This window comes from Mucilaginibacter phyllosphaerae (genome assembly GCF_004378255.1).
Classification (GTDB): Bacteria; Bacteroidota; Bacteroidia; order Sphingobacteriales; family Sphingobacteriaceae; genus Mucilaginibacter; species Mucilaginibacter phyllosphaerae.
This window is the reverse complement of record NZ_SNQG01000001.1, coordinates 868,680-894,510: the sequence shown is the minus strand read 5'-3', so window position 1 is coordinate 894,510 and position 25,831 is coordinate 868,680. Positions and strand designations below refer to the sequence as shown.

The following is a 25,831-nucleotide window of genomic DNA, read 5'->3' as shown; positions in this document are numbered from 1 at the left end:
CTTTTAGTTATCAATCAGGGGGAAACAAACGGTAAATTCGGTATTGCCGGGCACCGAGGCCACTTTTACAGTGCCGCTGTGCTGGCGAATGATACGGGTAACCACATCCAGCCCCAGGCCGGTGCCTTTACCCATATCCTTGGTGGTAAAAAACGGGTCGAAGATCTTCGATTGGGTTTCCGGCGGGATGCCCACGCCGTTATCCTTAATGTAAACGCAAACAAACTCCCTGTCCAGCTGGGTGCGGATGGTAAGGATGCCGCTGCCATTTGCTTCCATGGCATCAATGGCATTATCTATCATGTTAGTCCAAACCTGGTTTAGTTCGCCGGCAAGGGCCTTTACCTGGGGCAGGTTCAGGTCAAAATCTTCCTGCACCTGTATGTTGCCTTTGCGCAGCTTATAGTTGAGCATGGTAAGCGTGTTGCGAATGCCTGCATGGATATCCAGCAATTGTTTATCGGTATCCCTATCCATGTGGGTAAAGGTTTTTACCGAATTTACCAGCTCGGAGATGCGGGCAGAAGATTCTTTAATATCCGATACCATTTTTTCCTGCAGCAGGTAATTGCTCATCCAATCCAGCACCGAAACCAATTTAGGCTGGGGGGTGCAGCTGTTCATGTGTTCCAGATCCTCTGTGGTAAAGCCAAATTCGGCCAGGTTTTCGGCTATATTAAAATCTTTGATGTCGTGGTCGGCCAGCCAGTCGCTCAGGTTATCTTCCAGATCGGCACGCTGCATCATGGTTAATACCGGGCGGTTGGTTTGCTTGGTTTTATTAACCAGGATATGGTTAATGGTGTCAATTTTTTCTGGTGCGATGCTGAGTGCAGCTACTTCCTTAAATATTTCGGGCAGGTTTTTGATCTGGTCCTGCAGGGCCGATGCCCCGCGGCTGATAGCCGATGCCGGGTTATTCAACTCATGCGCCAGCCCCGCCGACAGCTTGCCCAGGGCAAACATTTTTTCGTTTTGCTGCTGTTGTGAGGTAAAATCGCGCACGCGGCTGGTCATGGTGTGTACCAGGGCGGCGGTAAGCTCATAGTGCAGTTTAATGCCTTCGTCAATCTTATCCTTAAGTACCAGATGTGCGCGGCATTTTTCGATAGCTTCGCCATAAGCAAAAGTGTTTACAGCGCGGCTAAAGGGCAGATAACCGGTAATGGTTTGTTGCTTAAGTACTGTCACCTCGCGCATTTTGCCGTTTTGCTCGGCGCAGATACGCATGCGGCCCTCCAGTATCACATAGGTTTTATCAAGCGGATTGCCTTTATCGAAGATACGGGTGCCTTCCTCAAAATCAACGGTTTCGCCAACGGCAATCAGCCATTCCAGTTGATCATCCGGCACGTTCTCCAGCGCGGGTATGGCCTTCAATTCGTTTAAAGTTACGGTATTCATGCAGCAGGTGGTAATGTTGTACAAGTATAATGGTAATTTTTGAGTAGTAGATACCGGCATATACAGATATTATAGTGTTCACGTTCACGCTCGTGAACACCGGCTGTTTTTTGCTATTTATTGATAATGAGATGCTTAATGTTGTTGATGTTAACGAACTTCTGTCAATTAATGAGTTAATAAAAATTAGCGATTGTTGGGTTTGATAGGATTATAGATGCCATACGTTTATTGTTGTTGAAATTTTGCGGTGATGGGGGTTGATCATAAGAGATTCAGCACAAGCGGGGCGCTTTTGTAAACAGACTTATTGATGCAGTGATGCCCGGTTATTACCTGTTCCATAAAAATATGTGCTTTTTTAGCTATGATTATTATCTTTAGCGAAACATTTACCTGTCACAATGCATAACCCCTTCCTCAAAAGCAATAAAAATGCTTTTAAATTCTGTATTGCTTTTCTAATTGCTTTTGTATCTGTACTTTACAGCTGCCGAAAGGACCATGTTAACCAAACAGCCAACCCGCAGGCCTTAACTACTATCGATGCCCATATCCCGCAGCTGAAAGAGCTATATGCCAACGGGGTAAAAGCCCATAGTAAAGCCACCCAAAGTACCGGTAAATGGTATAATGACCTGATCAATTCAATTGAGGTTGACTGGGACAGCTACACGCTGCAAAAAAGAAACGACAGCAGTATTGTGGCCGAATTTGAGATGAAGAACGATAGCGGGCTTTACACTTTAAAACAGCTCGACGGAAAATACCGTAACAAAACAACGGTAGTATTTATAGAAAAAAAAGATGGCAGCCGTTTAAGCTTTTTTGCCAAGGTGATAGAAGACCTGAGCATCCCCGGCAGTGAGACGGTTATGGATGAGCTGCATTACAGGAACATACCGGGCTTATTTAACGGGATGATATTTTACTACACGCTGGACAGGCAGTTTGTGAACGGAGAGCGCTATGTGAACGGTGTGCGAACGGGCAGCGTAAGTTTTAAAGAAACAGCAAGCGGGATAAAAGTAAACAGCAAAGGCGTTAACAATGTAGTTGCGCCATGTACCATTACCGATTTTTACAGTTACAATTGCCAGAAACTGCCGAGCGGCGAACTGATAGACTGCGTTTATCATTATTTGGGCAGTGTTGAATCTGGCAACTGCCATGGCGACGGAGACGGCGGCAGCGGGGGCTATGGTGGCGACGGCAGCGGCGGCGGTGTACCGGCAGACCCGAAACCCTGTATCCCGGCAAAACCAAATACGGTTGACATGACGGAGGTGGTAAAGAACGGTAAACTGGTGATACAAAGCATGCCGGCACCCGGCACCGGAGGCGGCACCACGCCCACACCTACGCCTGTGCCTTGCCCCACGACACCGCCACGGGTTACGCCGGTTAACAATCAGGAGTTTTTAAATCAAATAGACGATTCAAAATTAAAACCATGTATGCAATCTGTTCTCGCTCGCTTAAAAAATCTTTCGGGGAATAATGTTGCAGATATTATTCAAAAATTTGCAGGTACAACTCCGGGTTACAATTGGGTTATGAAGAGTGGAAGCACAGGAAGTGCAGCAGCAATTACAAATTCTACTTATAATCGATTAACGGGTACTGTTACCACAACATTTGATGCTACACAAGTTAGTTCGGGAAGTGACTTGGCAATTGCTAAAACTATTTTGCATGAATCAGTTCATTCATATTTAATTGCATATTTTGGGAGTGACCAGAATGCGGCAACGAAAACCTATCCTCAATTATATAATGAATGGCTTAACGCGAAAGATGCTAATGTCGCTCATCATGATGAAATAGTGAGAAGTTTTATGAGTAATATAGGGGCTTCTTTAAAAGCTTATGGAATAAGCCAAGGATATAAATTAACCGACCAGTTTTATAATGATTTAGCTTGGGGAGGATTGCAGGAAACAAGCACTTTTAAAAAGCTATCACAAACAGATAAGGATAGGATAATAAACACAATTATGGGAGAGCAATCCGGAACGGACAGCAATGGGGATTATGCTACCCCTAAAGGCAAATCTTCCGGATGTTAAATAATAAAAATATGCAGTTAAAATTTATTTTTCGGAAATTTATATTTTTTACAAGCATTTTATTTTCAGCTTGTACTGTTAATAAGAATCGGGGTTTAGTAAAATCTGATGAAGTATATACCTTTATTAATTTTTATTTAAAAACACAGGAAGAGACTGATAAACTTGATCCTGAATTCTTAGATTACAATAACGATTATGCTGATATTAACATTATTCTGGATAAAAAAGATTTCAATGAAATGATTGGCCCACAGATAAGTTTTGATACACTACTTAATAGAGATGACATTATATATATGAAAAAGCAAATCAATTATTGGAAAAATGATCATCGGTTAAATGTTAAATATTTAGGCATTTATGGTAATAATCTGCTTTCAGAATCTCTATCAGCAACAAGCATTACAAGATTGAAATATAACGTATTAAAATTAGGAATTCCCTTATTTTCAATTAATAAAAAAGTAGTATTAATATATACTGAAATGCATTGCGGAATAGATTGTGGAGCAGGATATATAACAATTTTTGAAAAGCAACCCGATGGAAAATGGAAACGCGTGTCCGTAAAATCAGTTTGGATAAGTTAAAAAAATAATTTGAAAAACCTTACAACTTCGTCCTAAAAATGCAAGCATTCTGTTTACGTAAGTTGGAAGCTTACACAATTTAGGGGAAATTGTGTCTTCATAAAACATTGACCGTAGGGCATGGTTAAACTTTTTAAAAGATTTCTCCTCGTGCCTTGTTCGAAATGACAATAGTGCGTTGCGGGTGAGAATAGCCTGGTTATTTGCGCATGCATACCGAAATAAATTAAGGATCACAGTAAACACCACATACAACAAAGCCTTTAACATTAATTAAAGGCCTTGTTGATTATATAAATTTAAGTGAGCTACCGGCGGGGCCTGGCCTCGTGGTGGTCTTTTGCCGGGGCATTTCTGATGTGTTCGGCATGTTGTTTTACCGGTTTGGCCGGCTTTTGTGCCTTTTCCATTTTGGGCATTGCTGCATTATTTTCGGCTTGGCTTTGGCGTTGTTTACGCAGGGCATGTTTTTGTTCGGCCGCTGTTGCGCCGGTTTTGGCGGGGTCATCATTTGCCGGTTTGGGGTTATTCTGGCTATCGGTAACCCTGGCGGCTTTTCCCTTATGCCCAAAGCTTTCGCCGTTTACCTTATTGTAGGCAGTTACAGCAGGCTTGCCGCGGTTTGCTGAGGCATGCTGGCTACGGTCGGCCATGGCAGTTTGCTGGTGGTTAAGCTGATCCGGAGTGGGCTGCGCATGCTTTTCTTTCATGGCGGCAAGTTCTTCGGGCTTAGGCGCTGCGTTTACGCCGCCGCGGCCATTAAAGCTGCTGCGGTTATTAATGGTGGTATTATTTACAATAACCGTTTTATCGATATAGGTATTCTTAACTATGGTTTTATCAACATTAACCACCGCAGTATTGTACCTAAACAAGTTACCCACCCATTGGCCGCCGCCAAAACCGGTGCCGCCGTAGCCGTAGCCATAGTTTACCCCGCCATAAAAACCAATATGGCGGCCCCAGTAACCGGCATGGAAGCTGTAGATACTGCCATCATATCCCCAGTAACCGGGTGTCCATAAATAGTGGGGGCGTGGCGGGCTTACCCAAACACCGGGCACCCAATAATAATCGCCGGCATTATTATCATAGGCCCAATAACCGGGTACCCATAAGTATCCGTCCACCGGGCAGGCGGGTTGCGTATAAACGGGTAATTGCGGTGGCGCTACATTAATAGAGATGCCTACGATTACCTGTGCAAACAACTTTGATGATGACACAACTATCAGCGCCAGCAAAGCAAAACTTTTAATTACTTTTTTCATGATGTTTTATTTGCATGTATGACAATACAAGTGCAAATAAGTTATGCCACAGGGCATTAGAATTGGATTAGAGTTTTGGTGCAGGCAAGGGCTTCGGCGGATAAAATCTCGCTACCTTTTTTCGCCCCTAAAACGCCATTTTTCGCCTAACCATAATACCATCTATGCGCTTACCGATGGCATTGATGACGTGCTGATCTAAAAAGTCTTCGTTGCGCTGCATCCATTCGCTGCCCATTTTAAAAAGCATGGCGGCTTTGCCGTCGGCAAACTTCACGTTCCATACATGCCAGGTTTTAAAATAGGCGCTGGTAATTTCGATGAGGTGGGCGGTCCCGTCGGGTAATTTGATCTTGTGTTTCATAGCCGGTAGTTGTAAAGCAATGTACTATACAGACGTATTAAACGGGCCGATATTGTGTGTTGTTTGTAGGCGGATTGTCTGATTCTGAGTTTTATTTACAATAAGTTAATTATCAATCTGTAAAAATTAACAGCGCTTATTTTTAAGCACTCATCAATATATATTACGCTTCTAAATGATATTGCAGATGTTCATGAACACCCCCCAGTAAAGCCTGATCGCCCATCACCTTAAAACCCAGGTGGATGTAAAGCTTTTTAGCCTTTGGGTTGCCCTTGTTTACCAGCAGCCCTACGGTATGGTGGCCTATGGCGGCGGCCCGTTCAAGCAGGGCTGTGATCAGCTTTTTGGCTATGCCTTTACCCTGGTGGGCGGGGCTTACGGCCAGGCAGTCTATATAATATTCGCCGGGCTGTGTTTCGTCTTCGGGCTGGCCGGTAAAGCCAAGCCGGCTGCGGGTGTAGTGCAAAAAGGGTTTGCGCAATTCATCTAATTGTGCGCCATTGTAAGCCATGATCATCCCGCAAACTTCAGCCTGTTGGGCCCAAACTAAAATATTGCTGTAGCTGTACTGGTTGCCGGTTTGGGCGGCAAAACGCTCAAACAATTGCAGCGCCACTTCACGATCGGGGCTGTTGGCAAGTTTGGCGGCAAGTGCATCGCCCATGGCTAATAGTATCAATTGGGCAATTGCCGGTGCATCGGCGGGTTGGGCAGGGCGTATCATACTTGCAAATATGTATTAAAAATGCAGTATGTTTATTTAAACGCAAACTAATGTGGCTGTTATTACGTTCATAACATTCCTGTTATCAAAAAAATTATCCCAATATTTACTATTATTGAGGTTAATAATATAGTTATTGTTAGTTTACGTTATTGAAAAAGTTACTGATCCTGCTCCTTTGCGTGGCAACACTTGGTGCCCATGCCCAAACCATAGACACTGTTAAGGCAGATACCGCAAAAATTGATTCTGCGGATCTGCTGGCCCTGCCGGATACGGTACGGCACCTGGAAAGTAAATGGCCGTCATACATCCCGCCTGCGGTGTTTGTTACTTATGGTGTTTTATCGCTGGCGGTAAAGCCCATCCGTAATTTGGATTACAGCGTTTATGACGATCTGGTAGAAGATCACCCCAATTTTAACTTTCACCCCGAAAATTATTTTCAATATGCGCCGGCGGTAATGGTTTATGGGTTAAACTTTGCCGGGATACATGGTAAAAACACGTTTATAGACCGCACAATGCTTTACGCAATGTCTGAAGGGATTATGGCTTTAACAACCTTTAGCCTAAAAAAAGTAACTAACCGTTTAAGGCCCGATGGCTCAAACCGTTATTCTTTCCCTTCCGGCCATACCGGCAATGCCTTTGCCGCCGCTGAGTTTATGGCGCAGGAGTACAGCGAAAAATCTGTTTGGTATGGCGTGGCCGGTTACTCATTTGCCACGGCAACCGCTATATTACGCGTTTACAACCAGGATCACTGGTTTAGCGATATTATTGCCGGTGCAGGGTTCGGCATCCTGTCTACCAAGGCCGCATACCTGCTTTACCCATTGTTACGTAACCGGCTCTTCCACGAAAAAAACTCCAACAAAACCACCACATTTATGCCGGCATTTGGTAACGGAACGGTTGGTTTTTCGTTTGTGAAGCAGCTGTAGGCAGCCTTTTACCTCTGCTGTTGATGAATGCTTCTCAGACGATTTACTTCGGCTTTTTGCCAGGAAGCATGGCATGGTAAATTACCTGTTACCCATTATAAACCTAAGGGATTATTTATAAATTTAAACCCAAATAGTCCTGCATATCCGGTGCATCGTGCCGCTGTTATACCTGTTTATGATCCGTAATAAAGAATTTGCCTTAGCCCTGTTTTGCGCCATCGCGTCGTTTGTGAGTAGTTATGCGGCAACAGCGGTAAACCCCGTTAACCTGCGTACCGAATATTTAATAAACCCCATAGGCTTAGATGCCATGCACCCGCGCCTTACCTGGATGCTGGCAGATGAGCGGCAGGGCGCCAAACAAACTGCTTACCAAATTTTTGTGGGTACAGATTCGGCAGCGGTAAGTAAGGGCACCGGCAACAATTGGACAACAGTTAAAACAGTTTCGTCAAACATCTTAGCCGTTTACCAGGGTAAAGCCCTGCAGCCTTATACTAAATATTTTTGGCGGGTTACTGTTTGGGATAAAGATGGTAAAAAAGCAGCGCCATCTGCCGTAAACAGCTTTGAGACCGGGTTGATGAAAATGACCAACTGGAAGGGATCATGGATAAGCGATGACGAGAATTACAACGTAAAACCAGCCCCGTATTTCCGTACCACGTTTGGCACGGGCAAAAGGGTAATATCGGCACGGGCGTATATTGCGGCAGCGGGTTTGTACGAACTTTACATCAACGGCCAAAAAATTGGTAACCACCGGCTGGACCCTATGTACACCCGGTTTGACAGGCGCACACTTTACGTTACCTATGATGTTACCAGCAGCATAGCCGCCGGCAAAAATGCCATAGGCGTTTTACTGGGCAACGGCTGGTACAACCATCAGTCTACCGCGGTATGGAATTTTCACTTAGCATCCTGGCGTAACCGCCCGGCCTTTTGTATGGATCTGCGGATAACCTATGACGACGGATCGGTGGAAACCATCAGCACCAACGACCATTGGAAAACAGATTTTAGCCCGGTTACCCTCAACAGTATTTACACCGCCGAGCATTACGACGCCCGCCTGGAACAACCGGGCTGGAATACCATCAACTTTGATGATAAAAAGTGGAAACCGGCCTTTAACCGCCCCGTACCATCACAAAATATCGTGGCGCAGGCTTTGCATCCTATCCTCGATGTAGAAACCATCCCGGCTAAAACGGTAAATAAATTTGATGATAAAACCTATGTGTTTGATCTGGGGAGGAATATATCCGGCGTGAGTAAGATAACGGTTAGTGGTAAGGAAGGCACGGTCATCCGCCTTAAACATGGCGAAAGGCTGTATAAAGATGGACATGTAGACCTGTCGAATATCGACCTGCATTACCGCCCAACGGATGATAAAGACCCATTCCAGGTAGATATATTTACCCTGAGCGGCAAAGGGCAGGAAACCTTTATGCCTAAATTTAATTACAAGGGCTTTCAATATGTAGAGGTAACCAGCAGCGAGCCGGTTAAACTTACTAAAGAGAGCCTTACCGGTTACTTTATGCACAGCGATGTGCCGCCGGTTGGTAATATAAATACATCAAACCCAATCATCAACAAAATATGGTACGCTACCAATAATTCGTACCTGAGCAACCTTTTTGGTTACCCTACCGATTGCCCGCAGCGCGAAAAGAATGGTTGGACAGGCGATGCGCACATTGCCGCCGAAACCGGTTTATACAACTTTGACGGCATCACCGTTTACGAAAAGTGGATGGCCGACCATCGTGATGAGCAGCAGCCAAACGGTACGCTGCCATCCATCATCCCAACGGCGGGCTGGGGTTATGAGTGGGGCAACGGCCCCGATTGGACCAGTACTATCGCGCTCATCCCCTGGAATGTTTACCTGTTTTACGGCGATACCAAAATACTGGCTGATAATTATGAAAACATCACCCGCTACGTAAACCACATTAATGATTTATACCCAACCGGGCTTACCACCTGGGGGTTGGGCGATTGGGTGCCGGTAAAATCGGTTTCGCCGGTAGAGGTTACCTCTACCGCTTATTACTTTGCCGATGTAACTATAGCGGCTAAAGCCGCCAAAATTTTAGGTAAGGCAGATGATGCAGCTAAATACACCGCATTGGCCACAAAAATTAAAAATGCATTCAACGCCAAATATTTGAATGAGCAAACCGGGAACTATAATAAAGGCCTGCAAACAGAACTGGCCGTGCCGCTTTACTGGGGCCTGGTACCCGATGCCTTTAAAGCCAAGATAGCCGCCCGTTTGGCGGCACGTGTAGCAGCAGATAACTTCCATTTGGATGTGGGCATACTGGGTGGAAAAGCCATTTTGGGTGCTTTAAGTGATAATGGTTACCCGGATGTTGCCTACAAAATAGCATCGCAGGAAACTTATCCTTCCTGGGGCTGGTGGATGGTGAATGGTGCTACCACTTTATATGAGAACTGGAAGATAGATGCAAAATCAGATATATCGCTTAACCACATTATGTTTGGTAACATTGGCGCCTGGTTATACAGCGGCATTGGTGGTATTAAGCCGGATGAGCGGCAACCGGGCTTTAAAAACGTATTGCTGCAGCCCAACTTTGTACCCAACCTTAACCAATATGGGGCTACGCACAAAAGCCCGTATGGCGATGTGGCATCCAATTGGAAACGTAACGGCGATGCGGTAACTTATACGGTTGTGTTACCTGCTAATACATCGGCGGATATTCGTTTCCCGCTTAGCGGCGGTAAAAAGGCGTATTTGAGTGGTAAACCGGTAACTGCCGATTACCACGTTACAGCCGGTAGATACGAGTTTATAATTAAGTAATGGCAAATTTTAGAGGCGCAGTATTAGCAGCGATTTGTACTATTTTAAGTTTACAGGCCAGTGCCCAGCAGTCGCCGGTATTTGCAACTAACCAGCTGGTACGTAAAGAGGCTACAGTAAGGCGTTTCATTAGCCCTGTAAGGGTGATGTGGCAGAAGGGTAACGTAACCAATGCCGAAACTTTACTACAGCCGGGCACAGGCCAGGCAGAGATCTCTGATAAGAAAATATGCACGTTAACCAATAGCGATACTACCCAAGCTGGCCTTTTGCTTGATTTTGGTAAGGAACTACATGGCGGCATTCAGTTAGTAACAGACAGGTATAAAGGCGATAACAAACCCATTAAAGTAAGGCTAAGGTTCGGCGAATCGGCAGCGGAAGCCATGTCTGACATTGATACGGTTAAAAATGCCACCAATGACCACGCCATGCGCGATCTTGTGGTTAGCCTGCCTTGGCTGGGTAAACTGGAAACAGGCAATACAGGTTTCCGTTTTGTACGGATAGACCTCGTAGAGCCGGACAGGGAACTAAAAATAAAAGAAGCCAGCGCTATCTTCATTTACCGGGATATCCCTTACCTGGGGTCGTTTAATTGCAGCGATACGCTGCTGAACAAGATCTGGCAAACCGGCGCCTATACTGTTCATCTGAACATGCAGGATTACCTGTGGGATGGCATTAAGCGCGACAGGTTAGTTTGGATAGGGGATATGCACCCGGAGACATCAACCATTGCCGCCGTTTTTGGTAATAATGAGGTAGTGCCAAAAAGTTTGGATATGGTGAGGGATATAACGCCGCTTCCGGGATATATGAACGGCATCATATCCTACTCCATGTGGTGGATCATCATCCAGCGGGATTGGTATATGCATAACGGCGACCTGCCTTATCTGCAAAAACAAAAAACCTACCTGATCAAGCTGCTGCAAAATTATGCAGCCCAGGTAAATGCCGATAACAGTGAAAAACTGGCAAACGGCTGGCGTTTTCTGGATTGGCCATCAAGTAATAATCCGGCGGCTATCCACGCAGGTTTACAAGGGATGCTTGCTATGACACTAAGCGCCGGTGCAGAACTTTGCACCGTATTAAAAGAGCCTGCAACAGCTAAACTGTGCATCGATGCTGTGGCCCATTTAAAAAAAAATGTACCGGCGGCAGGTGGTTCAAAGCAGGCTGCCGCTATGCTGGCCTTATCGGGTTTAGCATCGCCAGCGCTTGCTAATGCAACCATATCTGCGGGCGGCGTAAAAAATTATTCTACCTTTTTTGGTTACTACATGCTGCAGGCCAAGGCCAAAGCAGGCGATTACCAGGGCGGTATTAATGCTATCCGCAGCTTTTGGGGGCCGATGCTAAAGCTGGGTGCCACCACCTTTTGGGAAGATTTTAATACCGACTGGATACCAAATGCTGCAAGGATAGATGAATTGGTGCCTGCCGGTAAAACAGATATCCATGCAAAATACGGTGCTTTTAGTTATAAAGGCTACAGGCATAGCCTGGCACATGGATGGGCATCGGGCCCAACTCCCTGGTTAACAGAACATGTGCTTGGTGTAAAAGTGCTTGCGCCGGGTTGCCGCATGATTAAAGTAGAACCCCACTTAGGTGATCTGCGCTTTGCAGAGGGTACATTCCCTACGCCTTATGGCATCGTCAAAATAAAACATACCAAATTAGCCAATGGTAAAATAAACACCGTGATAAGCGGGCCTAAGCAGGTGAAAATCATCAGGTAGCCCGCGGAATGGCCTGCGGGTTACCTGATGATGAATTTTTTATTTTGCCGGGGTGATCACAATATTGCGGTAATCAATAGGGCCGTGGTCGCCTTGTATAAATAATGGCCCCGGTTCACCTTCATTGCTATCTATAGCGCCGCCGGTTAAACCCGGTATCTCCTGCCTGCATATTACCTCGGTACCATTAGCCACAATGGTAACCAGGCGGCCTACCAGTGTAATATCATAAGATTGCCATTCACCCGCATTTTTAGCCATCATTTTATTTGGCGGCAAAAAGCCGTAAACCGAGCTAAACTGATTGTTGATAGGCTCGGGTTCGCCGCTTTTGGTATCAATAACCTGCACTTCATAACGGCCGCGCAGGTAAACGCCGCTGTTGCTGCCTTGCTTGTACCTGAATTCTATATGCAGTTTAAAATCGTTAAATTTTTTGTCGCTGATAAGGTTGGCGCCAGATTTAAGGCTTCTTAGCACCCCATTCTCTACTATCCACTGGTTCTTGCCATCAGTATGGAACCCCTTGGTGTCCTTGCCATTAAACAACCGGATGGGTTTGCCCCAAACAGGCGCTTTGGTACGGATAAGTAAGGGTGCGCGCACACCTTTAAAACTGTATGTTTTGCCATCGGTATAAACCATGGTACCTTTTAAAGTGTTGCCGCTTACGTCAAAATCAAAATCCATATTCCGCGTGCCTTCTTCCCATTGCGGTGGGATAGAGAAGCTGTATTTGCCGCCGTCGGGCTTAACTTCTGAGATAGGCCTTGCGCTGCCAAAGGCATAAGTAAAACGACCGATAAGCGTATGCGTGCCCGATTTTTGAACCTCTAACCATGATGGGATACTTTTACCGTCTTTTTCCATCGTGATATCCCACCGGCCTATAACATCGGGGTTTTTAGCTACTGCATGGGTTTGTGCCGATGCTTTGAAGCCGCAAAAAATCATCAGCGCCAATAAAAGTTGTACGCCGGTAATACGGTAAATAGTTTTAATGTTTAAAAAAGGTGAGATCTTCATAATGGTTTAATTGAGAGGTTAAATCTACAAACTATATCTGCAATAAAAAAGATAAGTGCTGTATACCGGGTAATTGCTGCCGGAGGATCATACCTGGATCTTGGGTTGGTATAAAAGCCTCACCTACAATCCTCTCCAAAGGAGAGGACTTGCCTGGCAACAATCGTCTTATTTTTTCTTTTCTTAAAACCTTCTCCAAAGCAGAAGGGTTGGGATGAGGTTTTAGCACGCTTAAACCGAACTCATGTTAATTCGGTATTGCAAACCGCCAAATACACCGATAGGCCGTGTGAAAAGAGCCATAGTTTTACTACCTTTATCGTTTGAACTAAACTTATTACATTATGCGTATAGCAAAAAATATAATGGCCGGTTTTATCATCTTATTAATGATATCATGCCAGTCTAAATCTACACCTGCCCCTACTTTAGCAGGTAAATGGAACATAACCAGCGCCCTTGGCAACGATGGCCGCCACTGGACGGGCTCGTTTACCCTTGACCAGGCCGGCGATGGTTACATCGGGTTATTCTTATGGGAATCTGTTGATGGTAAGTCGTCAGGTACAGATAGTATCACCGGTACTTATAATTCAACCACAAGTGTGCTTACCATGAAATCTGTAGTGATAAGCGGTAACATAGAAAGTGTTACTTATACGGTAACCGTAGCGGCCAACAGCAAAAGTATGGCAGGCACGTGGACGGGATCCAGCGATGGTACGGTTGAAAACCCCGGCCGGTGGACGGCCGAAAAGGAATAATATCAAATACTTAGCGTTAAAATATCCTTTGTTATGAAAGCGCCTTGCCAGTTTCTGCTTTGTTTTGTTTTAGCATTATTGTTTACCCGGGCATCTGCACAAACAGGGGCTGCGGGCTTTTTTAATGTTAAAGCTTATGGCGCAAAGGGCAATGGCAAAGTTTTAGATAACCAGGCGATTGACCGGGCCATAACGGCTTGCGCCAAAAGCGGCGGCGGCACGGTTTACTTACCTGCCGGTAATTATTTATGCGGCAGTATCCATCTTAAAAGTAACATCAATTTATTTATTGATGCAGGGGCTACCATTACGGGCGCACCGGCCGCGCTTAACGCTTATGACCAGGCTGAACCCTTTACCGATACTGCATACCAGGACGGGGGGCATACTTACTTCCATAACAGTTTAATATGGGGCGAGCACCTGGAGAATGTTTCGATCACCGGCCGCGGCAGGATTGACGGGGGAGGGCTAACCAGTAAGGATAAAGAGCACATGGGCGACCCTACAGGTGGCTCTATCGGTACGGGCGATAAGGCGATTGCCATTAAGCTATCCAAAAATATACTCATCAGGGATGTAACCATTTTTCACGGCGGGCATTTTGCCATTTTGCTGACGGGCTGCAACATGGTTACGCTGGATAACCTGACGATAGACACCAACCGCGATGGGATAGATATCGACTGTTGTATCAATACCGTTGTTTCCAACTGCCGGGTAAACTCACCTAATGATGACGCGATATGCCCCAAAAGTTCTTATGCGTTAAACAGGCCTTTTATCACCGAAAATTTGTCGATTGTTAACTGCCAGGTATCCGGTTTTAAGGAAGGTACTTTGCTTGATGGTACCATGGTGCCGGCTAAGGCGGGCTGGTCTAACGGGCGCATTAAGTTCGGTACCGAATCTAATGGCGGGTTCCGGAATTGTGTGGTATCTAACTGTACCTTCCGCAGCTGCAACGGGCTGGCGCTGGAAGACGTGGACGGCGGCATTATGGAAAACATCATCGTATCCAACATCACCATGATGGATATTAACCATTACCCAATTTACGTAACCCTGGGCAGGCGCAACAGGGGGCCAAAAAGTACTACCCGAATGGGGCATGTAAATAATATCCTGATCAGTAATATCCTGGTAACCGGCGCAGATGCTATGAGTGGTATTCAGATCACGGGCACACCCGGTTACCCTGTAAGGAATATAAAGATCCAAAATATAAGTGTGCAGTATAAAGGCGGCGGTACCAAAGAGCAGGGCGAAAAGCAATTCCCCGAACTGGAAAGAGGCTACCCCGAACCTTTTTTACTTGGCGTAAACCCTGCCTACGGCTTATTCATCAGGCATGCAAAAGATGTAGCTTTAGATCATATCACGTTTAGCACCCTAAAACCCGATAACCGCCCGGCCATTGTTGCAAGTGATGTTGACGGGCTGGAAATAGACCATTTTAAAATCCCCGATGTAAAAGGCATCAAACAGCTGCGAACCGATAAGGTAACCAATTTAAAGATAGATAATTCGCCTTTTGTTAAAGAGTAATAAGGTTTGAATTAGCGTATTCGCTCCCGCGAGTTTTCAACTCGTGGTGCACATAAAGTTAAAGCCCTAAAAGGCTTTTTCAAATAATATTATTAGAAAGTAGAAAATCATTTGTATTTTCAATAAACCTTATTGTAATGAAAAGAAATATCTTAGTAGCAATACTACTCTTATTTATTGTTAGTAGTGCAATTGCCATATTAAATCACGTTATTCTTAGTAATACTGTTGATGAGCGAATGTCAAAAGATCCTCGAAACGATGGTATTAATTTTAATGCCCACTATCAATATTATGTCAACCCATCAGTTATTGTTTTAAATCTTACAAAAATAGATATAGACAAAGCTCCAGTTGATGTCTTCAGAGCGCTATTGCAAACTAGCAGTTCTTTAAAGGATGAGAATTTAATATCGTGATACTTGAGTATAAAGGGAAACCAAAATTTAAATTGCCTGGAAAGTACTTTCATAAACTCGGAATTGAATATAAGCAACAAAATCCAATGTATACACTTAGAACATTTCCGGAAAACGTTATGAACCTTGACGAAACAAAAGCATTTGGCTCTGTTACAGGTGGGCTCTTTGGCGTATTAAAAGCACAAATGGATCAATTTAGTGACTTTACTAAGAGTTGGTATTTAAACGATTTAAATCCAACAAATTAATACATATGAAAATAATTACATGCATGACTCTGGCTGCTTTGATTGCGACAGGGTGCCAACAACCAATACAAAAAACAAAAGAGCAAAAAGCAGCTGAGTTAGATAGTTTCTCACGTGCAAAATATGGAGAAAGCGCCGATGACCATGTAAAAAAGATGGTTGATCAATCTATCGCAAAGGCGATGTTTGACACTGTAGGACTATCAAGAGCGCCTGTTAAGGTTCTTCAGGCTAAGATTGTTAAAGAGGAGTATTCCAATTATCGTTCAGTATATCTGAAATACAAAAACATTTCAAAAAAGACCATAAGCGCAATAAAATTTGAGTGGTATGGTACCAATGCTTTTAATGATCCTGCTGATTTAGGCAATAGTTATGCTGCTGGTTTTGGTGGTGGTTTCACGGATGATTCTTTGAGATCTGGACGGAGTACAGGAGCAACATGGAACGTGTTAAGCAGAGATGCGAAAAAACTTAAGCTTGCGTGGCCAATTGAGGTTTCTTTCAATGACGGCACAAGTTGGAAGCTAGGTAAATAAAATATTTGTATCGCTCTATTTGTTCATTAACCTTATTTCTTAATCTGCTGCCTTATAGTTTACCTAAACTTAATGAATTGCCAAAAGTTAAATAACTAAGAACGATAGTTAACATCCTGAAAGCGAATCCCTTGTTAGCACTTCATTCGGATTGATAGGCATTTTTGGTAGAGGATAAGTGTTTGCTCATTGGGTGGATTCAAGTGACCAAACAATTCCGCGGATGAGAAAAATGAATTTTGGTAATTAGATGGGATAAATAGTTGGGTTAAGTTCACAAAAATTTTAGAGGTAGGCGCAATGCGAAATTCATACGTGGCGTACATGGATAGATTGGTTTACTAAATAAAGCCGTTGGAATAAACAGCGAGAAATGCGCCAAGAGTGCGCCAAAAGCATGGCAGTCTAAGCCTAAATGTGCAGAAAAGCACGTAACTTATTGTAAAGACACTTAGTTAACAAATTGTATTTATACCTGCATTTAAAGCTTGTAGAAAAGTGTTACTGCATAAAAAAAGCCTTTCAGATTTCTCTAAAAGGCTTTTGTTTTGTGGTATCAGCTGGGATCGAACCAGCGACACAAGGATTTTCAGTCCTTTGCTCTACCGACTGAGCTATGATACCGCTCCGTTTAAGGTTTGCAAATGTAGCCTTTTTTTTAATTCTATAAACTCTTTTTTTAAAATAAGTTTAGAATTTGCCTTATTGCTGCCCCGGCTTATTGAATTTCAGGTAATTAGGAGTAAAATATTTTTTAGATTTATTTGAATGCAATTGACGAAAGAGCTTATTTAAACAAATTCTAAGTTCAAAACATTTCGGCAATAACTATCTTTACTTTAAATCAAATTCCTACATTAGCTTTAAATTACTATGCACGCATAATATATCTATGATCGGACAGGTTATCTTTATCATTATTTTATTGGGGGCTGCTTACCTTTTTGGTAAAAACGTGGCCAGGGTTAGGCGCAACATACTTTTGGGCCGCGATACCAACCGGAGCGACCGCCCTGCCGACCGATGGGCTATAATGGCTAAAGTTGCCCTGGGCCAAACCAAAATGGTGAAACGCCCGGTTGCTGCGGTAATGCACTTTTTTATTTATGTAGGGTTTGTCATCATCAACCTGGAGGTGCTGGAGATCATGATAGATGGCATCTTTGGTTCGCATAGGGTGTTCTCTAAACCCCTGGGCAGCCTGTATGGCTTACTGATAGGTGGCTTTGAGATACTGGCGCTGCTGGTGCTGGTTTCATGCGTGGTATTCCTGGCCCGTCGCAACATTCTTAAACTAAAACGCTTTAGTGGTACAGAGATGACCGCCTGGCCAAAGTCAGACGCTAATTACATCCTCGCTATAGAAATATTATTGATGTCGGCTTTCCTCACCATGAATGCCGCCGATTATAAATTACAGCTTTTACATTTTGGCCATTATGTTACTGCAGGCAGTTTCCCGGTAAGCAATCTGATAGCCCCGCTGCTGCCATCAGGCGCGGGTGCGCTGGTAGCTATCGAACGGGGCTGCTGGTGGTTCCACATCATCGGCATCCTGGCATTTTTAAATTATCTGCCATACTCCAAGCACTTCCACATCTTACTGGCCTTCCCTAATGTGTATTATTCTAACCTGAAGCCTAAAGGCGAGTTTAGTAACATGGCATCGGTTACCAACGAGGTGAAGGCCATGCTTGATCCCTCTTTTGTGCCCGAAACAACCGAAATAACGCGTTTTGGGGTGAAAGATGTAACCGATCTTACCTGGAAGAACCTGATGGAAGCCTATACCTGTACCGAGTGCGGCAGGTGCACATCTGTTTGCCCGGCCAATATCACCGGTAAGCTTTTATCGCCCCGTAAAATAATGATGGATACCCGCGACAGGCTGACAGAGGTAGGCAACAATATTGATAAGCATGGCAAGGATTACACCGACGATAAAACTTTGCTGGATAACTACATTACCCGCGAGGAATTATGGGCCTGTACCACCTGTAATGCCTGTGTAGAGGCCTGCCCGGTTAATATCAACCCGTTAGAGATCATTACCGAAATGCGCCGCTATTTGGTGATGGAAGAATCGCAGGCGCCGGCCAGCCTTAACAACATGTTCGGTAATATGGAAAACAATGGCGCCCCCTGGAAATACAGCCAGGCCGACAGGCTTAACTGGGCCGAAAAAGCATAATACAGCATGGCAGAAGAATTAGAAGCAAAATATATTGCCTTTGTAGAAAAGGTAGCCGCAAGCAAGCAGGTTTGGGGCTTAAAAAGTAAAACGGGCTGGGCCAACGCCGAAGCGGCCGAAAATAATGATGTTGCGGTGATCCCGTTCTGGTCAGACAGGTCGCTGGCTAAGATCTGCGCCCGCGACGACTGGAAAACATACACACCCACAGAGATACCTTTGGCTATTTTTTTAGAGGACTTGTGTATAGATATGGCCGGGAATGAAGTTTTAGCAGGGATTAACTGGGATGCCAGGATGTTTGGCACCGAAGCCGATGCATTAGTAGTGGCTTTGGATATTTTAAACAGGCTGGCCGAGATCAATTCGGCCATTACTTTTACCGGCTACAGCAGCATAAACGAGTTTATAACCGAGATAAGCGAAGAAGAATAATGGAGCAGATACCAACCATGGCCGAAATGGCTGCCGAAGGCAAAGAGCCCGAAATATTGTTTTGGGTAGGCTGTGCCGGTAGTTTTGATGAGCGCGCCCAAAAAATAACCCGCGATATCTGCAAGATCCTGCAGCATGTAGGCATCAGCTATGCCGTGCTGGGTACGGAAGAAAGCTGCACCGGCGACCCGGCCAAGCGTGCGGGGAATGAATTCCTGTTCCAGATGCAGGCCATGACGAATATAGAGGTGCTGAACGGCTACAACATCAAAAAAATTGTAACGGGTTGCCCACACTGTTTCAACACTATCCGTAATGAGTATCCCGGCCTTGGCGGTACTTACGAGGTGATCCACCATACCCAACTGATCCAGTCGCTGATTGATGAAGGCAAGCTAAAGGCCGAAGGCGGCGAAAGCTTTAAGGGCCGCAAAATAACCTTTCACGACCCCTGTTACCTGGGCCGTGCCAACAACGTTTATGAAGCGCCACGCGCAGCCTTAGAGATACTGGATACCGAACTGGTAGAAATGAAACGCTGCAAAAGCAATGGTCTGTGCTGTGGCGCAGGCGGCGCCCAGATGTTTAAAGAGCCCGAGAAGGGCAACAAAGAAATTAACGACGAGCGCATGCTGGATGTGATTGAAACCGGGGCAAGTGTAATAGCATCCGGCTGCCCTTTCTGCATGACCATGCTGACCGATGGCGTAAAACACATGGAAAAAGAGCAGGATATTAAAGTGCTGGATATTGCCGAGATAACCGTTAGGGCGAATGGGTTGTAGCTAAACATCAGGATTTTAGATTTAACTACAATCCCTTTAAAAAGCTAAACGCTTCCTTCAAACTATCCAGCCGTTGCGGCGAGAGCTTTTTAACCGGGATAGCCCATTGGGTGGCCATAGAATCGATATCGCCATGCGGGTCTTCAAAGGTTTGGTAGATGATGTCGTCTGCCTGGGTTTTGATCTTCAGGGTATCGGTTAAGGTGTTGCCGGGCAGGTATCCCAGTTCGGCAAAGCGCTTTAAATTGAATGAGTAATATTCCTGTTTACCCTGTTGATAAGTTTTACGCAAACGGATAAAATGATCGGCCGTCAGGTTGATCTCGTATTTTTTCAGTTGGGGTTCAACGGTAGGGTCGTAGCTCTCGTTCAGGAAACGGTTGCCCCAGCTTATCCATTCCTGCTCGGCAGAAAACGGCCGGAAACTACCAAAAAACGCCCCCAAAAAGGATATCAGGATCATAATTAAAGCCCTATGTTTTCCTGGCAGAAGTGATGTTTGCATGACAACTAATAATAAACCTAATTTAATAATTTGATAAATTTGCGGTATGGAATTTTCTTCACATTCAAGAGTTTGGGTATATCAGAGTGACCGTAAATTAACCGATGCCGAAACTTTGCAAGCACAGGTTTTGCTGGACAATTTTACCACCGGGTGGACAGCCCACAATCATCAACTGTTAGCCAGGGCCGAAATTAGGTACAATCGGTTTTTGATTTTGTTTGTAGACGAAAGCCAGGCCGGCGCAAGCGGCTGCTCTATCGATAAATCTGTTAACTTTATGAAGCAGTTGGAGCAGCATTTCGGCATCAATCTGTTCGACAGGTTTAACCTGGCTTACCGCGATGGGGAGGAAGTAGTATCCGTACCCCGCCAACAGTTTGAGGAATTACTTAAAGCCGGTAAAATTAATACCGAAACCATTGTATTTAACAATTTGGCCCAAACTATAACCGAGCTGCAAACCAAATGGGAAGTGCCCTTTAAAGATAGCTGGCACATCCAGTTGTTTAGGGATTTGGTGGTTAACTGATAGCTGTCTTACTAAACTTATGTTAACCAAAAACTAATTACCAATCCCATGTTCATTATCAGCCTAACTTATATTGTGCCATTAGAGGAACTGGATAAACACATGGATGCCCATGTAGCGTATCTGAAAAAGTATTATGCGGCAGAAGTATTTATCATGAGCGGGCGCAAGGTGCCGCGCACGGGTGGTGTAATTATTGCCCAGGCGGATGCGAAAGAAATACTCGAAAAGATTATCGCCGAAGATCCCTTTCATAAACACAAACTTGCCCGGTTTGAAATTACCGAATTTTTAGCCTCGCAATCGCATCCGGCGCTAAAGGAGGTAATAAGATAGAAATGCTGTAAACAAAAAAATCCCGGTTAGTTAGGCCGGGATTTTTTGTTGATGGCTATGAAGGGCCAGAGCATGGTGGGTTTGGTTCTGTATCAGGCACGCAATAGCGTGTACGAATCAGTTGGCCGCTTCCAACGCCGCTTTCCCCTGGTGCAGATGTAACACAAATAAACTCATGTGTTCCGCCGGGGCAATCTGCATTCACATCGCGCAGGCCACCTAAAACCTTTTTGGCTTCTTCCCTGCTCAGGGCATTTTTTTGATAGTTTTTTAACTCGTTCATAATAGATATAGTTTTTATAAACGCAATATAATAAATTAAATATTTAATGCTGGTTTAACTGAATTAACTTTTGTAATAAATTAATAGCCTTGAATTGTTTTTTTAATTAAGCACAATTAAGGGCCTGATTTAATGAGTTGAAAATCAATGAGCTGTTGTTTAATCCTGAGTTAGGCTTATTGCAAGTTTTAAATTATAGCAAATAGTTTTAATTACATCTTCATATTAAAATTTATTAAAAAGATATTATACTTTGACAAAATAATAATAAATTGGGCTTAATTAAACCACTTAAAAAACAATCATTTATGAAAAAATTAATTTTATTATGCAGTGTAATGTTAATGTATTGCGTTGTAGTTAAAGCACAAACCGTTGTACCAAACGGACTAACTAAAAATGATGCAACCGCAAGTATTGAAGCTAAGGCAACCACCGCCGGTGCAGATGCTGTTAAACCGGTTATGTATAATATAACGGTGCAAAATAATACCGGTTGTTGTACCTATCAAATACAAATTGTGCCACAATTTTCTGGTGGTACCAATGCTTCTTTCAATTTTACTTCATCACAAACGGTTAGCCTGGTAGCCGGCCTTTATACGATATACATGCGTGGCCCCGGCCAAAATTACAGGTTTGCCTATCAAATTTGTGCAACCTCCGGCAGTATTACCGGCCCAAATGCTACATTTAGCAGTGTAAACATTTGTTCAGATGGTATCATCTCTGTAAACAACTAATAGGAGCTACGCCTGGATAACAGGATATTTTAATAAAACGTCCCCGCAGCATCTTAAAAGATATACGGGGACGTTTTATGTTGCAGGGTTTGCGTTTAAGTAATTCTTTTACTTTAACGTTTTAACCCTTATTAAAACTCTAAAGGGCCCAGCCTGCGCATGTTTTTCATGATGAGGTATTGCCGGTGCCTTAGGTAGCGGGTTGGCTTGGTGGCGCTCCATCTTAACGGACTTGGGAAGATCACCGCAATGGCGGCTGCCTGGCGCCGGGTTAGCTGCGCTGCCGGCTTATGGAAATAGGCCCGAGATGCCGCCTCGATGCCGTATATGCCATCGCCCATCTCTATCACGTTTAGATATACCTCCATAATACGTTTCTTGCTCCAAAAGGCCTCTATCAGTATCGTAAACCACGCCTCGAACCCTTTGCGCACAAAAGAGCGGCCGGGGTATAAAAAAACATTTTTGGCCGTTTGCTGGCTAATGGTGCTGCCGCCTATCAGTTTTTTACTTTTAGCGTTTTTTTGGATGGCGCGTTCTATGGCTTTAAAATCAAAGCCGTGGTTCTCTAAAAAGGTTTGGTCTTCGGCGGCCACGGCGGCGCGTTTCATGTTATCGGCAATGTTATCAAAATCTACCCATTGCTTATCAATCTTCCAGTCCTTGCCGTCGGCTTTGCGTTCAAAGCCGCGCTGTATCATTAGCCAGGTAAAAGGTGGGTTTACAAACTTAAAAAGCAGCACGCCAAATAAACTGGCGGCAACAAATACAATAGCTATCAGCTTTATTATACGCAGTACAAGCCGTACAATGCCGTTATTAAAAAATCCTTTTGTTTTGCTGTTGCTTTTACGGGTTTGTGCTTTTGTGGCCATTATATCTTAAGTACCCCAAATTTCGGGATAATCTTTGTATTAAACGCAAAAAAGGTGTTTAGCCTAAACTAAACACCTTTTTTCATAAACTTTAAATTCTAATTCCGAAAATCTAAACTAAGTTTCAAGATCCGAAATCGGCGATCTAAAATCGTAATTCCAATTACTCAGCAACAACTGAGAAAGGAACCTGAACTTTAACTTCTTTATGCAGGTTCACAATTGCGGTGTAATCACCAACAAATTTAGGCTCCTGATCAAAAGTAATGCGGCGACGGTCAACTTCAAAACCTTCTTTTTTCAAGGCATCAGCTACCTGTATGGTATTGATAGCACCGAAGATCTTGCCGCTTTCGCCTGCTTTTGCGCCGATAGTAAGTTTAACACCTTCTAATTTAGCTGCAATAGCGTCTGCATCTTTGCGTATTTTTTCTTGTTTAAACTGTGCTTGCTTTAAGTTTTCTGCTAAAACTTTGCGTGCGCTTACAGTTGCTAATATTGCGTAACCTTTTGGGATAAGAAAGTTGCGGCCATAACCTGGCTTTACATTCACTACATCGTCTTTATCGCCGAGGTTTTTTACGTCTTGTTTTAAAATAACTTCCATTGCTTTTTACCTCCTGATTATTTTAATGAGTCTGTAACATAAGGTAATAAACCGATGTGGCGTGCACGCTTAACAGCTTGTGCCACTTTACGCTGAAACTTCAATGAAGTACCTGTTAAACGGCGTGGTAATACTTTACCCTGGTCGTTAATAAACTTTAATAAAAAGTTAGCGTCTTTGTAATCGATATACTTAATACCATTCTTTTTAAAACGGCAGTATTTTTTACGGTTATCCTCCACCTTAGGAGCGGTAACGTATTTAATTTGGTCGTTTGCCATTAGTTGTTTTCCTCCACTTTAGCTGCAGGCTTTTTGTTAAAAGCACCGCTGCGTTTTTTGTCGTTGTAAGCAATGGCATGTTTATCCAAAGCAATAGTTAAGAAACGCAGAACGCGCTCATCACGTCTTAATTCAACTTCCAGTTTGTTAATTAATTCACCCGGAGCCTTGAATTCAGTTAAGTGATAGTACCCTGTAGTTTTCTTTTGGATAGGGTACGCTAATTTTCTCAAACCCCAATTATCCTCCTGGACAATTTCGGCTCCGTTATCTGTTAATGTTTTGCTGTATTTGGCAATTGCCTCTTTAGCAGTTTCATCAGATAACAACGGGGTTAGAACGATCACGATTTCGTACTGTTGCATTATTATTTTGATTTTTAATTATTTATCCCTGTATATCGGGGCTGCAAATGTAGAAAGAAATAATTTATAATCAAAGCGTTATTAGTTGTATTTTGAGGGCATTAACCACAGCTAAACAAGCATGAAAAAATTTTTACTGTTACTGATGATTACAGCCGGCTTTAACGTTGCCGGTGCGCAAACCAAACCCGGCCCTGCCGAACAGAAGTTTACCGGTGCTTTATGCGATTGCATCAGCAAGCTGGATAAAGCAAAACTTACCAGTTCAAAAGAAGCCAACAAGGCCTTTATGGATTGCTTTACCAGGCAAGCCGAGTACCTGCCCGATGTAGCTGCCGAACGCGGGGTGGAGATGACCGACGATGCCGCTATGGATAAAATAGGATCAGACATCGGCGCTAACCTGATGAAGCAAAAGTGCGACGGCTTTATACAGCTTGCCCTCAAAATGGCTGATAAAGGCGAGGACGCGGGGGTAGCAACAGAAAGCACCACCGGTACTTTTAAACGGATAGACAACAAAGGCTTTAATTATATAGTGATTGCGGATAACGCCGGCAGCCAGAAAAGTTTTTTATGGTTACAGGAGTTTAAAGGCTCTGATAAGTTTGCGGGTGTAACAACAGCTTTGTTGAATAAAAAGCTTAAAGTTACCTGGCAGGAGATAGAGGTTTACCTGCCTGCGGCCAAAGGGTATTATAAGGTTAAAGAAATTACAGCAATAGATGTTTTGTAAAACATAAGCACCCGCTAAATTGTGTTTAATAAAAACAATAACACTATGCAGTTTGCCAGCCACCAGCCCGACCAGGATAACGCCGAAGATTTTGCCGACGATTTGAATTTGACCCCGCCTGCCGAAGAAAAACCCGTGGAAGGCGATTGGAACGACGAGGACGATGAAGACTTTGACGACCAAATGGAGTTTGAAGAAGACCTGCGCGAGATCCGTACGGGTGATGACCTGGGCGAGCCCGACCCGGAAGATGACGACCATTTGCCCGATGAAGAGCTGCAGTAGTTAAGTAATATTAAAAAAGTATTGAACTAAACCCTGTCGGCAAATAGTTCATCAAGGCTTAATAAAAAGCCGGGCAGCACGGGCGTGGTTACATCGTCGCCTATGGTAAGTAATTTTGAGGGTACAAAGCTGCCGTTGGTTACTTATCCGCTGTGAAATGCGCTGGTGTAATGAGCCGGGGGCAGGGCTCATTATAAAAATCTTGCCTTTTATGATTTCCAAACGCTCCTCAATTGCCCAATTAGCGTAATCGGCATATGTGTATTCTTTAGTAAGATCAATATCTGACAGCTGCATTATACCAAAAATACAAATTTAATTAATTGTTGCTTGTGAGCATGTTAACAA

Annotated in this window: 29 protein-coding genes and 1 tRNA gene; 18 read left to right on the top strand and 12 right to left on the bottom strand. The window is 44.0% G+C overall.

Annotated elements, in window-relative coordinates; all coding sequences use genetic code 11:
• Positions 1 to 3: 3 nt before the first annotated feature.
• The gene (locus E2R65_RS03835) at positions 4 to 1,404 is read right to left on the bottom strand and encodes an ATP-binding protein (protein WP_134335142.1); all 1,401 of its coding nucleotides are present in this window, start codon (positions 1,402 to 1,404) and stop codon (positions 4 to 6) included.
• A gap of 404 nt (positions 1,405 to 1,808) precedes the next feature.
• Here E2R65_RS03835 and E2R65_RS03830 point away from each other — a divergent pair, with 404 nt between their 5' ends.
• Together E2R65_RS03830 and E2R65_RS03825 are read left to right on the top strand one after the other, a co-directional pair.
• Positions 1,809 to 3,473, top strand: coding sequence for a hypothetical protein (locus E2R65_RS03830; RefSeq protein WP_134335141.1), 1,665 nt, complete (start codon positions 1,809 to 1,811; stop codon positions 3,471 to 3,473).
• Positions 3,474 to 3,484: 11 nt separating this feature from the next.
• Positions 3,485 to 4,066 carry a hypothetical protein gene (locus E2R65_RS03825; protein WP_134335140.1) on the top strand — a complete coding sequence of 194 codons (582 nt, stop codon included), beginning with the start codon at positions 3,485 to 3,487 and terminating at the stop codon, positions 4,064 to 4,066.
• Between the two features lie 308 nt (positions 4,067 to 4,374).
• Here the strand turns inward: E2R65_RS03825 and E2R65_RS03820 are convergent, their stop codons facing one another.
• The 3 genes from E2R65_RS03820 to E2R65_RS03810 all read right to left on the bottom strand — a co-directional run bounded on the left by E2R65_RS03820 (position 4,375) and on the right by E2R65_RS03810 (position 6,428).
• Positions 4,375 to 5,337 carry a YXWGXW repeat-containing protein gene (locus E2R65_RS03820; protein ID WP_134335139.1) on the bottom strand — a complete coding sequence of 321 codons (963 nt, stop codon included), beginning with the start codon at positions 5,335 to 5,337 and terminating at the stop codon, positions 4,375 to 4,377.
• A gap of 127 nt (positions 5,338 to 5,464) precedes the next feature.
• On the bottom strand, positions 5,465 to 5,701 hold the full coding sequence (locus E2R65_RS03815; RefSeq protein ID WP_134335138.1) for a hypothetical protein: 237 nt from the start codon (positions 5,699 to 5,701) through the stop codon (positions 5,465 to 5,467).
• A gap of 163 nt (positions 5,702 to 5,864) precedes the next feature.
• The gene (locus E2R65_RS03810) at positions 5,865 to 6,428 is read right to left on the bottom strand and encodes a GNAT family N-acetyltransferase (protein ID WP_134335137.1); all 564 of its coding nucleotides are present in this window, start codon (positions 6,426 to 6,428) and stop codon (positions 5,865 to 5,867) included.
• Positions 6,429 to 6,580: 152 nt separating this feature from the next.
• Here E2R65_RS03810 and E2R65_RS03805 point away from each other — a divergent pair, with 152 nt between their 5' ends.
• The 3 genes from E2R65_RS03805 (at position 6,581) to E2R65_RS03795 (ending at position 11,977) form a co-directional block, all read left to right on the top strand.
• Positions 6,581 to 7,375 (top strand): phosphatase PAP2 family protein, encoded by a 795-nt coding sequence (locus tag E2R65_RS03805; protein ID WP_134335136.1) that lies wholly within the window; start codon positions 6,581 to 6,583, stop codon positions 7,373 to 7,375.
• Between the two features lie 178 nt (positions 7,376 to 7,553).
• Positions 7,554 to 10,226, top strand: coding sequence for an alpha-L-rhamnosidase (locus tag E2R65_RS03800; protein ID WP_134335135.1), 2,673 nt, complete (start codon positions 7,554 to 7,556; stop codon positions 10,224 to 10,226).
• Positions 10,226 to 11,977, top strand: a complete 1,752-nt coding sequence (locus E2R65_RS03795; RefSeq protein ID WP_134335134.1) for an alpha-L-rhamnosidase-related protein — start codon at positions 10,226 to 10,228, stop codon at positions 11,975 to 11,977. The genes E2R65_RS03800 and E2R65_RS03795 overlap by 1 nt, the downstream gene beginning before the upstream one ends.
• A gap of 39 nt (positions 11,978 to 12,016) precedes the next feature.
• Here the strand turns inward: E2R65_RS03795 and E2R65_RS03790 are convergent, their stop codons facing one another.
• Positions 12,017 to 13,003, bottom strand: a complete 987-nt coding sequence (locus tag E2R65_RS03790; RefSeq protein ID WP_134335133.1) for a 3-keto-disaccharide hydrolase — start codon at positions 13,001 to 13,003, stop codon at positions 12,017 to 12,019.
• A 344-nt stretch (positions 13,004 to 13,347) separates the two neighbouring features.
• On the opposite strand from E2R65_RS03790, the gene E2R65_RS03785 reads away from it, so the two are divergent.
• From E2R65_RS03785 to E2R65_RS03770, 5 genes are all read left to right on the top strand, one after another.
• The gene (locus E2R65_RS03785) at positions 13,348 to 13,767 is read left to right on the top strand and encodes a hypothetical protein (RefSeq protein WP_134335132.1); all 420 of its coding nucleotides are present in this window, start codon (positions 13,348 to 13,350) and stop codon (positions 13,765 to 13,767) included.
• Between the two features lie 33 nt (positions 13,768 to 13,800).
• A complete protein-coding gene (locus E2R65_RS03780; protein WP_134335131.1) occupies positions 13,801 to 15,315 on the top strand; it encodes a rhamnogalacturonidase in 1,515 nt (504 codons plus the stop codon).
• A 137-nt stretch (positions 15,316 to 15,452) separates the two neighbouring features.
• On the top strand, positions 15,453 to 15,734 hold the full coding sequence (locus E2R65_RS03775) for a hypothetical protein (RefSeq protein ID WP_134335130.1): 282 nt from the start codon (positions 15,453 to 15,455) through the stop codon (positions 15,732 to 15,734).
• The gene (locus E2R65_RS19580) at positions 15,731 to 15,985 is read left to right on the top strand and encodes a hypothetical protein (RefSeq protein WP_158285211.1); all 255 of its coding nucleotides are present in this window, start codon (positions 15,731 to 15,733) and stop codon (positions 15,983 to 15,985) included. The genes E2R65_RS03775 and E2R65_RS19580 overlap by 4 nt, the downstream gene beginning before the upstream one ends.
• Before the next feature lie 5 nt (positions 15,986 to 15,990).
• A complete protein-coding gene (locus E2R65_RS03770; protein ID WP_134335129.1) occupies positions 15,991 to 16,524 on the top strand; it encodes a hypothetical protein in 534 nt (177 codons plus the stop codon).
• Positions 16,525 to 17,075: 551 nt separating this feature from the next.
• Here the strand turns inward: E2R65_RS03770 and E2R65_RS03765 are convergent.
• A tRNA-Phe gene (locus tag E2R65_RS03765) sits at positions 17,076 to 17,148 on the bottom strand.
• Between the two features lie 268 nt (positions 17,149 to 17,416).
• Here E2R65_RS03765 and E2R65_RS03760 point away from each other — a divergent pair.
• From E2R65_RS03760 to E2R65_RS03750, 3 genes are read left to right on the top strand one after another with little or no spacing between them, the layout of a single operon-like run.
• Entirely contained in the window at positions 17,417 to 18,715 is a 1,299-nt protein-coding gene (locus tag E2R65_RS03760; protein ID WP_134335128.1) for a (Fe-S)-binding protein, read from the top strand.
• 6 nt (positions 18,716 to 18,721) lie between these two features.
• The gene (locus E2R65_RS03755) at positions 18,722 to 19,150 is read left to right on the top strand and encodes a DUF2750 domain-containing protein (RefSeq protein WP_134335127.1); all 429 of its coding nucleotides are present in this window, start codon (positions 18,722 to 18,724) and stop codon (positions 19,148 to 19,150) included.
• Entirely contained in the window at positions 19,150 to 19,935 is a 786-nt protein-coding gene (locus tag E2R65_RS03750; protein WP_134335126.1) for a (Fe-S)-binding protein, read from the top strand. Before E2R65_RS03755 ends, E2R65_RS03750 begins: the two co-directional genes overlap by 1 nt.
• 25 nt (positions 19,936 to 19,960) lie before the next feature.
• Here the strand turns inward: E2R65_RS03750 and E2R65_RS03745 are convergent, their stop codons facing one another.
• Positions 19,961 to 20,440, bottom strand: coding sequence for a hypothetical protein (locus E2R65_RS03745; RefSeq protein ID WP_158285210.1), 480 nt, complete (start codon positions 20,438 to 20,440; stop codon positions 19,961 to 19,963).
• 46 nt (positions 20,441 to 20,486) lie between these two features.
• On the opposite strand from E2R65_RS03745, the gene E2R65_RS03740 reads away from it, so the two are divergent.
• Positions 20,487 to 20,972 carry an ABC transporter ATPase gene (locus E2R65_RS03740; RefSeq protein ID WP_134335124.1) on the top strand — a complete coding sequence of 162 codons (486 nt, stop codon included), beginning with the start codon at positions 20,487 to 20,489 and terminating at the stop codon, positions 20,970 to 20,972.
• Positions 20,973 to 21,020: 48 nt separating this feature from the next.
• Positions 21,021 to 21,308, top strand: coding sequence for a YciI family protein (locus E2R65_RS03735; protein WP_134335123.1), 288 nt, complete (start codon positions 21,021 to 21,023; stop codon positions 21,306 to 21,308).
• A gap of 55 nt (positions 21,309 to 21,363) precedes the next feature.
• Here E2R65_RS03735 and E2R65_RS03730 read toward each other — a convergent pair whose 3' ends face one another.
• Positions 21,364 to 21,591: a hypothetical protein gene (locus E2R65_RS03730; protein ID WP_134335122.1), complete on the bottom strand. Its 228-nt coding sequence runs from the start codon at positions 21,589 to 21,591 to the stop codon at positions 21,364 to 21,366.
• A gap of 308 nt (positions 21,592 to 21,899) precedes the next feature.
• On the opposite strand from E2R65_RS03730, the gene E2R65_RS03725 reads away from it, so the two are divergent.
• The gene (locus E2R65_RS03725) at positions 21,900 to 22,334 is read left to right on the top strand and encodes a hypothetical protein (protein WP_134335121.1); all 435 of its coding nucleotides are present in this window, start codon (positions 21,900 to 21,902) and stop codon (positions 22,332 to 22,334) included.
• A 131-nt stretch (positions 22,335 to 22,465) separates the two neighbouring features.
• Here the strand turns inward: E2R65_RS03725 and mtgA are convergent, their stop codons facing one another.
• The 4 genes from mtgA to rpsF all read right to left on the bottom strand — a co-directional run bounded on the left by mtgA (position 22,466) and on the right by rpsF (position 24,462).
• Positions 22,466 to 23,209 (bottom strand): monofunctional biosynthetic peptidoglycan transglycosylase, encoded by a 744-nt coding sequence (gene mtgA / locus E2R65_RS03720; protein WP_134335120.1) that lies wholly within the window; start codon positions 23,207 to 23,209, stop codon positions 22,466 to 22,468.
• Positions 23,210 to 23,372: 163 nt separating this feature from the next.
• Complete coding sequence (gene rplI / locus E2R65_RS03715; protein WP_134335119.1) at positions 23,373 to 23,816, bottom strand: 50S ribosomal protein L9; 444 nt, start codon at positions 23,814 to 23,816, stop codon at positions 23,373 to 23,375.
• A gap of 17 nt (positions 23,817 to 23,833) precedes the next feature.
• Positions 23,834 to 24,097, bottom strand: a complete 264-nt coding sequence (rpsR, locus tag E2R65_RS03710; RefSeq protein ID WP_067054791.1) for a 30S ribosomal protein S18 — start codon at positions 24,095 to 24,097, stop codon at positions 23,834 to 23,836.
• Complete coding sequence (gene rpsF / locus E2R65_RS03705) at positions 24,097 to 24,462, bottom strand: 30S ribosomal protein S6 (protein ID WP_134335118.1); 366 nt, start codon at positions 24,460 to 24,462, stop codon at positions 24,097 to 24,099. Before rpsF ends, rpsR begins: the two co-directional genes overlap by 1 nt.
• A 121-nt stretch (positions 24,463 to 24,583) precedes the next feature.
• On the opposite strand from rpsF, the gene E2R65_RS03700 reads away from it, so the two are divergent.
• Positions 24,584 to 25,198, top strand: coding sequence for a hypothetical protein (locus E2R65_RS03700; RefSeq protein WP_134335117.1), 615 nt, complete (start codon positions 24,584 to 24,586; stop codon positions 25,196 to 25,198).
• A 45-nt stretch (positions 25,199 to 25,243) separates the two neighbouring features.
• Positions 25,244 to 25,483, top strand: coding sequence for a hypothetical protein (locus tag E2R65_RS03695; RefSeq protein WP_134335116.1), 240 nt, complete (start codon positions 25,244 to 25,246; stop codon positions 25,481 to 25,483).
• Positions 25,484 to 25,831 lie beyond the last annotated feature (348 nt).

Coding starts and splice junctions, on each gene's coding strand:
- E2R65_RS03835 (WP_134335142.1), bottom strand. CDS start 1,404: ATGAATACCGTAACTTTAAACGAATTGAAGGCCATACCCGCGCTGGAG.
- E2R65_RS03830 (WP_134335141.1), top strand. CDS start 1,809: ATGCATAACCCCTTCCTCAAAAGCAATAAAAATGCTTTTAAATTCTGT.
- E2R65_RS03825 (WP_134335140.1), top strand. CDS start 3,485: ATGCAGTTAAAATTTATTTTTCGGAAATTTATATTTTTTACAAGCATT.
- E2R65_RS03820 (WP_134335139.1), bottom strand. CDS start 5,337: ATGAAAAAAGTAATTAAAAGTTTTGCTTTGCTGGCGCTGATAGTTGTG.
- E2R65_RS03815 (WP_134335138.1), bottom strand. CDS start 5,701: ATGAAACACAAGATCAAATTACCCGACGGGACCGCCCACCTCATCGAA.
- E2R65_RS03810 (WP_134335137.1), bottom strand. CDS start 6,428: ATGATACGCCCTGCCCAACCCGCCGATGCACCGGCAATTGCCCAATTG.
- E2R65_RS03800 (WP_134335135.1), top strand. CDS start 7,554: ATGATCCGTAATAAAGAATTTGCCTTAGCCCTGTTTTGCGCCATCGCG.
- E2R65_RS03795 (WP_134335134.1), top strand. CDS start 10,226: ATGGCAAATTTTAGAGGCGCAGTATTAGCAGCGATTTGTACTATTTTA.
- E2R65_RS03790 (WP_134335133.1), bottom strand. CDS start 13,003: ATGAAGATCTCACCTTTTTTAAACATTAAAACTATTTACCGTATTACC.
- E2R65_RS03785 (WP_134335132.1), top strand. CDS start 13,348: ATGCGTATAGCAAAAAATATAATGGCCGGTTTTATCATCTTATTAATG.
- E2R65_RS03780 (WP_134335131.1), top strand. CDS start 13,801: ATGAAAGCGCCTTGCCAGTTTCTGCTTTGTTTTGTTTTAGCATTATTG.
- E2R65_RS03775 (WP_134335130.1), top strand. CDS start 15,453: ATGAAAAGAAATATCTTAGTAGCAATACTACTCTTATTTATTGTTAGT.
- E2R65_RS03770 (WP_134335129.1), top strand. CDS start 15,991: ATGAAAATAATTACATGCATGACTCTGGCTGCTTTGATTGCGACAGGG.
- E2R65_RS03760 (WP_134335128.1), top strand. CDS start 17,417: ATGATCGGACAGGTTATCTTTATCATTATTTTATTGGGGGCTGCTTAC.
- E2R65_RS03755 (WP_134335127.1), top strand. CDS start 18,722: ATGGCAGAAGAATTAGAAGCAAAATATATTGCCTTTGTAGAAAAGGTA.
- E2R65_RS03750 (WP_134335126.1), top strand. CDS start 19,150: ATGGAGCAGATACCAACCATGGCCGAAATGGCTGCCGAAGGCAAAGAG.
- E2R65_RS03745 (WP_158285210.1), bottom strand. CDS start 20,440: ATGCAAACATCACTTCTGCCAGGAAAACATAGGGCTTTAATTATGATC.
- E2R65_RS03740 (WP_134335124.1), top strand. CDS start 20,487: ATGGAATTTTCTTCACATTCAAGAGTTTGGGTATATCAGAGTGACCGT.
- E2R65_RS03735 (WP_134335123.1), top strand. CDS start 21,021: ATGTTCATTATCAGCCTAACTTATATTGTGCCATTAGAGGAACTGGAT.
- E2R65_RS03730 (WP_134335122.1), bottom strand. CDS start 21,591: ATGAACGAGTTAAAAAACTATCAAAAAAATGCCCTGAGCAGGGAAGAA.
- E2R65_RS03725 (WP_134335121.1), top strand. CDS start 21,900: ATGAAAAAATTAATTTTATTATGCAGTGTAATGTTAATGTATTGCGTT.
- mtgA (WP_134335120.1), bottom strand. CDS start 23,209: ATGGCCACAAAAGCACAAACCCGTAAAAGCAACAGCAAAACAAAAGGA.
- rplI (WP_134335119.1), bottom strand. CDS start 23,816: ATGGAAGTTATTTTAAAACAAGACGTAAAAAACCTCGGCGATAAAGAC.
- rpsR (WP_067054791.1), bottom strand. CDS start 24,097: ATGGCAAACGACCAAATTAAATACGTTACCGCTCCTAAGGTGGAGGAT.
- rpsF (WP_134335118.1), bottom strand. CDS start 24,462: ATGCAACAGTACGAAATCGTGATCGTTCTAACCCCGTTGTTATCTGAT.
- E2R65_RS03700 (WP_134335117.1), top strand. CDS start 24,584: ATGAAAAAATTTTTACTGTTACTGATGATTACAGCCGGCTTTAACGTT.
- E2R65_RS03695 (WP_134335116.1), top strand. CDS start 25,244: ATGCAGTTTGCCAGCCACCAGCCCGACCAGGATAACGCCGAAGATTTT.